We start from the raw sequence: 5,192 nt of genomic DNA, 5'->3' as shown, positions 1-5,192 counted from the left end.
CCCGCGTCGGGCCCACACCATGCCCACCGGCAGAAACACCGACAGCCGCACCCACAACACCAAGATCAATCACTCATGAAAGACCGAGGCTAGAGAAGCCGTGTCGGCAAACGGGCCTGGTGGTGCACACGCACCAACTGCTCAGCGAGCTGACCCGCCTCTTCCCCGCCACCCGTTTGGCTATCACCCAGAGCGGCGCTGACACCCAGGCGTATCAGTTGCGAACCCCGGACGGACACCTGGCGCTGGCCCAGGCGGTCAACACGGCGTTCCCGCAGCACCTGCGGGCCGCCGGCAGCCCCGGCAAGGATCCCGCTTTGGTGCGGCACTTCTACGAGAAGCAGATCGATGATCCGGGCAACCCGGTCTATCACGGCCTTGCCGACCAGTACACCAAGGTGATCCGTCGTGCCGGATCACGGCATCTGCTGCTGCAGAACATCAACCCGATCGTCGCGGTCCTCAAGGCCGAGGAACACGGTTACCTCGACGGCATCGGGGTGGGCATGCTCAACCTGACCGGCGTCGTCCATGACATCTCTGGCGCTCCCCGGCGCTTCGACTACTTGCGGCGGCGGCTGGAGCGCACCGCGCAGAGCGTCCGCGTGATCGCCGTGTCCGAGGCGGTCCGGCAGCGGCTCATCGACGTCGGAATCCCGGCGCACCGGGTGATCACGGTCGTCAACGGGCTCGACGTGCGGGCGTTCCGGGTCCGGGTGGCCCGGGCACGCGCCGGCGGGGTGTTCGACCGGGTGCGCCTGCGCAACCATCTGCCCGCCGCCGAGCGCATGGTGCTGATGTCGGCTCGGCGGGTGCGGTGGAAGGGACATCACGACCTCGTCGACGCGATGGCGATCCTCAGCGGCCGGGGGTTGTGCGAGGGGATGTACGTGGCGATCAACGGGCACGGGTTGGTCGACACCCGTGATCCCGGCTACGAGGCGGATCTGGCCAAGGCGATTACCGACCGTGGGCTGGCCGACCGGGTGTTTCTCCTCGACGATCTGAGCGCCGAGGAGGTCGCCGCCTGCTACGGCGCCGCCTCCGTGGCGGTGCTGCCGTCGCGGCTGCCGGAAGCGTTCGGCTACGCCAACATCGAAGCGATGCTGGCCGGCGTTCCGGTGGTCACGAGCGGGCACGGCGGCCCGCTCGATTACATCGATCACGGCCGCTCCGGGCTGCTGGTCGACCCGGGGGAGCCGATGTCCCTGGCCGACGCCCTGGCCCGGCTGCTCGCTGACCCGGACTTGCACGCTCGCATCGCCGCTGGCGGTGAGGCCAGCGCGCAACGATTCTCCGTGCAGCGCATGTTCGACGGCTATGCCGCGGTGCTCGCCTCGCATCCGGGGAGTCTTCGATGACGGTCACCCTCGTGCGTCCCGGTCCCGGCTACGAACGCATCGGTGAGGGCCGGCACAGCGTGGTGTTTCGGCGGCCGGGCAGCCCTCGCGTGGTGCAGCTGTTCCGCGCCGACTGCGACACCCTGACCGTGGCGAAGTTGAACCGCGAGTACGACTACCTGCAAGCCGTGTTCGCGCCGTCATTGCCGCGGCTTCTGCCCCGGCAGCGGCTGTTCACCCCCGGCCCCGACGCGCCGCTCGGGCACGTGGTGATCGTCAAGGAGTACGTCGAGGTCGATCAGCGACTATCACTGACTAACACCGCACCCTCTCACCTGCCGGTCGCCACCTGGCGGCAGCTCGTCACGTTCCTGCGTCTGGTACGGCACCTCCTGCTCGACACCACCCCGCACGCCGCGCTGGGCACCGACGCGTCGCTCATTCCCGACATCATCGACCCGCCTCTCCAGAACCTGGTCGTCGACACCAATGGGAACCTTCGGCTGCTGGATACGAACAGGCTCATCAGCACCGCCGGACTCCGGCGGCGACACCACGCCGGGCAGACGGTCCGCCTCGACCGAGATGTCATTCACGCTCTGCTGCTGCGCCGGATGATGTTCCTGGAGTCCCGCTGGCGAGGCCGCACCCGCGCGGAGTTGGCTCGCGATCCCGTCTACACCCGCTACCTCACCCGGGAGGACATCACCGCGCTGATCACCGCCAGCGGCGCGGCCGGTGAACCCCTCAGCCCCTGACCTGCCTCACCGGCCCCGAACGAGCGGTAGGACATGCGGATGCGCCCCGGATACGACAACCGTGCCAGACAACGGCAGCATGCCCATCCCGCCGACCCCGACGGCGACCCGGGGTGGGCATCGCGGGACAAGGACCGGCTGCTGCGCAGCGCGGCCCTGCGTGCCCTGCGCGGCAAGACACAATCCCTCGAACCCGACGCCATCCCCCACCCGCTGAACCGGCTGACCCACTCCGTGGCCGTCGCGAAGATCGGCCGCTCCATCGCCGGTCCGCTCGGCGCTGACCCGGACCTCGTCGAGACCGCCTGCCTGGCCCACGACCTCGGGCACCCACCGTTCGGGCACAACGGCGAACGCGCCCTCGACGACCTCGCGCAACCCAGCGGCGGATTCGAAGCCAACGCCCAGACCCTGCGCATCCTGACCCGCCTGGCACCCGCCCCAGCCGGCACCGACGAAACCGGAGGCTTGAACCTCACCCGCGCCACCCTCGACGCCACCTGCAAATACCCCTGGGAACGCGGCGTCGGGCACCGCAAATACGGCGCCTACACCGACGACGCCAACACCCTCCAATGGATCCGCGCCGGTCACCCGGAGCACGGGCCGTGCTTGGAGGCGCAGATCATGGACTGGGCCGACGACATCGCCAACGCCGTGCACGACCTCGCCGACGGCATCCGCGCCGCCGCCATCCCGTCTGTGGCCCTGGCCGACCCCACCGATACCGCCGCGCTCGCCGTTGGGCACTTCACCACCGCGTCCGTGGCCGCCGCCGAGCAAGCGGCCCACCAGCTCGCCGGCTTCCCATATATCCAGGACCTCGCCGCCTGCCCCTACGACGGATCACCCCGGGCCCACGCCGCGCTCGCCCGCTACACGAGCGCGATGACCGGCCAACTCGTCGAGGCGGCGATCACGGCGACGCGTCAGCGGCACCCGGACCAGCCGCTGACCCGCTTCACCGCGGAGCTCATCGTGCCGCCCTCGGCCCACGCGCAGGTCGCCATCCTCAAGGCGCTCAACCTGCGCTACGTCCTGCGTGACCCCGCCCGCCGGGCGCGCCGTCAACGCCAACGCGTACTGCTGACTGAACTGGCAACCCACCTGCACAACCGCGCGCCCCACGCGTTGCGCCCACCGTTCGGGCGGCTATGGGCCGCAGCCCTCGACGATCCCGCACGGCTGCGTGTCGTCGTGGACCAGGTCGCCGCCCTCACCGACCAGCAAGCGGTCGCGTGGCACCACCGCCTGATCCGGTCTGGGGCCGCGACCCGGTCCACCACCGCGCCGGCTACATCCGGCACGCCTCCAACGGGATCACCAGGATCGCCCGCGCACCCACACGCTTCAGGTCATCCATGGTGCGCTGCAAACCAGCGCGCTTGACCATCGCCCGCACCGCTACCCAGCCGTCACGCGCCAGCGGCGACACGGTCGGCCCCTCGATTCCCGGCGTCAACGCGCACGCCGCGTCCAGCGCCTCACTCGGGCAGTCGTACTCGACCATCACATACCGCCGGGCCGTCAGCACACCCTCCAGCCGCTCGACGAGGGCGTCGATCGCCTCGGCGGCCCGCGACGACTGGCGGGACGTCTCGCTGCGGATCAGCACCGCCTCGGACTCCATCAACGAGTTGCCGAACGTCACCAGTCCACAGTTCTGCAAGGAGGTGCCCGTCTCGACCACGTCGGCGATCGCGTCGGCCAGTCCCAGGCTGATCGCGTTTTCCACCGCCCCGTCGAGCTTCACCAACGACACGCTCACCCCAACATCCGCGAGGTACTTCCCGACCAGGGTCGGATAGCTCGTGGCGACGCTGAGACCCGCGAGATCAGCCAGTTGCTGCGGGCCATCGGGGCGGGCAGCGAAGTGAAACCGCGACCGCGCGAACCCCAGCCGAAGGACCTCCCGCGCTGGAGCCGCTGAATCCACCAGCAGATCCAGACCGGTGATGCCCACGTCGAGCGCTCCCGACCCGACATAGACCGCGATGTCCCTAGGCCGCTGGAAAAAGAACCTCATATTGTTCTCAGGATCATTACATTGCAGCTCCCTGCCGCTGCCCCGATGAACCAGGTAACCGGCGTCGGTCAGCAACCTGAAAGCTGACTCACTCAATGAGCCCTTATTGGGGACAGCCACCCGCAGCGGAGAAGTAGACATGCGCCACATGATGACACGATTTCCACTCAAACCAACAACGGATTTCGGGCAGACCCCGGCCCCGCCTCAGCGTGATCCGTGCGAATCTTGCACCGCTGATGGGGTCGCGTGACATGCCGAGAACGTCACGACCTGTGCTCGCTGCGCCAGGGCGATCAGCTGCTCAAGGTCGCCACGCGGATACCGACGCCGGCCTCACGGAAACTCCTGAGGTACTCATTGAGCCAAGTCAAGGCCGCCTTCTGCGGCTCGTCGGCGTACTCGTAGATCGTCCACGTCTGCGAGCCCACCCGGACGCGCTGCACATCCATCCGCCACTGCCCGGCGGCGCGGCCCAACGCCGGATCGGCGTCGAGGACCTGCTGCACCTGGGCGTGCGCCTCATCGCGGGTGAGGTAGCCGGGACCAATTGCCGGTCGGGCCAGCAAGTCGTCCAACGACACATCCACGTGCAGCGTGTTCCACATGCCGATCAGGAGATCACACCGCCGCCGCACGTGAATGCACCCGGAAGAGTCAAATCAGTCCGCGGCTCAGCGTGGGCCGATGCCGGCTGGTGCGGGTGACTGCGCGCCGTCGGGCCAGCCACTCCTCAAGATGGGAGTTCATCAGTGTGCCGTCAGCCGGCGCGCGAGGTTGTCCGACGCGCGAGTTGGTGCAAGGCGGCAAGGATGTGCTCTTTCTCGGCGGAGGTGGTGCGGGGATCGATAAATCGGTCGCGCACGGCCATCAGAAGCACCTCCATCGCCGTCGCCGCGGGCACCTCTGGCGACGGCGGTGTCTTGTAGGTCAGCGGGGTGAGGGCGCGCAGGGCACCACCGAGCGGGAGGTTCAAGGCCGCGCAGAACGCCCGCACCTTGGGTAGCTCTGGATGGTGCTGCCAGTCACCGGAGAGCCACCGGAAGATGGTGGAGCGTCCGACGCCGC

General features: G+C 68.7%; 6 protein-coding genes. 3 read left to right on the top strand and 3 right to left on the bottom strand.

The window, feature by feature from the left end; all coding sequences use genetic code 11:
• Nucleotides 1-119 precede the first annotated feature (119 nt).
• From ABZS40_RS36230 to ABZS40_RS36220, 3 genes are read left to right on the top strand one after another with little or no spacing between them, the layout of a single operon-like run.
• Nucleotides 120-1,361, top strand: coding sequence for a glycosyltransferase family 4 protein (locus tag ABZS40_RS36230; protein WP_354949216.1), 1,242 nt, complete (start codon nucleotides 120-122; stop codon nucleotides 1,359-1,361).
• Nucleotides 1,358-2,098: a hypothetical protein gene (locus ABZS40_RS36225; protein ID WP_354949215.1), complete on the top strand. Its 741-nt coding sequence runs from the start codon at nucleotides 1,358-1,360 to the stop codon at nucleotides 2,096-2,098. The genes ABZS40_RS36230 and ABZS40_RS36225 overlap by 4 nt, the downstream gene beginning before the upstream one ends.
• Nucleotides 2,099-2,137: 39 nt before the next feature.
• Nucleotides 2,138-3,487, top strand: a complete 1,350-nt coding sequence (locus ABZS40_RS36220) for a deoxyguanosinetriphosphate triphosphohydrolase (protein ID WP_354949214.1) — start codon at nucleotides 2,138-2,140, stop codon at nucleotides 3,485-3,487.
• Here the strand turns inward: ABZS40_RS36220 and hisG are convergent.
• The 3 genes from hisG to ABZS40_RS36205 form a co-directional block, all read right to left on the bottom strand.
• Nucleotides 3,393-4,265: an ATP phosphoribosyltransferase gene (hisG, locus tag ABZS40_RS36215; protein WP_354949213.1), complete on the bottom strand. Its 873-nt coding sequence runs from the start codon at nucleotides 4,263-4,265 to the stop codon at nucleotides 3,393-3,395. The genes ABZS40_RS36220 and hisG overlap by 95 nt on opposite strands.
• A gap of 155 nt (nucleotides 4,266-4,420) precedes the next feature.
• Entirely contained in the window at nucleotides 4,421-4,732 is a 312-nt protein-coding gene (locus tag ABZS40_RS36210; RefSeq protein WP_354949212.1) for a hypothetical protein, read from the bottom strand.
• A 152-nt stretch (nucleotides 4,733-4,884) separates the two neighbouring features.
• On the bottom strand, nucleotides 4,885-5,192 hold a 308-nt coding region (locus ABZS40_RS36205), incomplete at its 5' end, for an XRE family transcriptional regulator (protein WP_354949211.1).

This window comes from Micromonospora sp. NPDC005324 (assembly GCF_040607155.1).
Classification (GTDB): Bacteria; Actinomycetota; Actinomycetes; order Mycobacteriales; family Micromonosporaceae; genus Micromonospora; species Micromonospora trifolii.
Note: the sequence above shows the minus strand (reverse complement) of the source record. Positions and strands in the feature narration are given on the sequence as shown.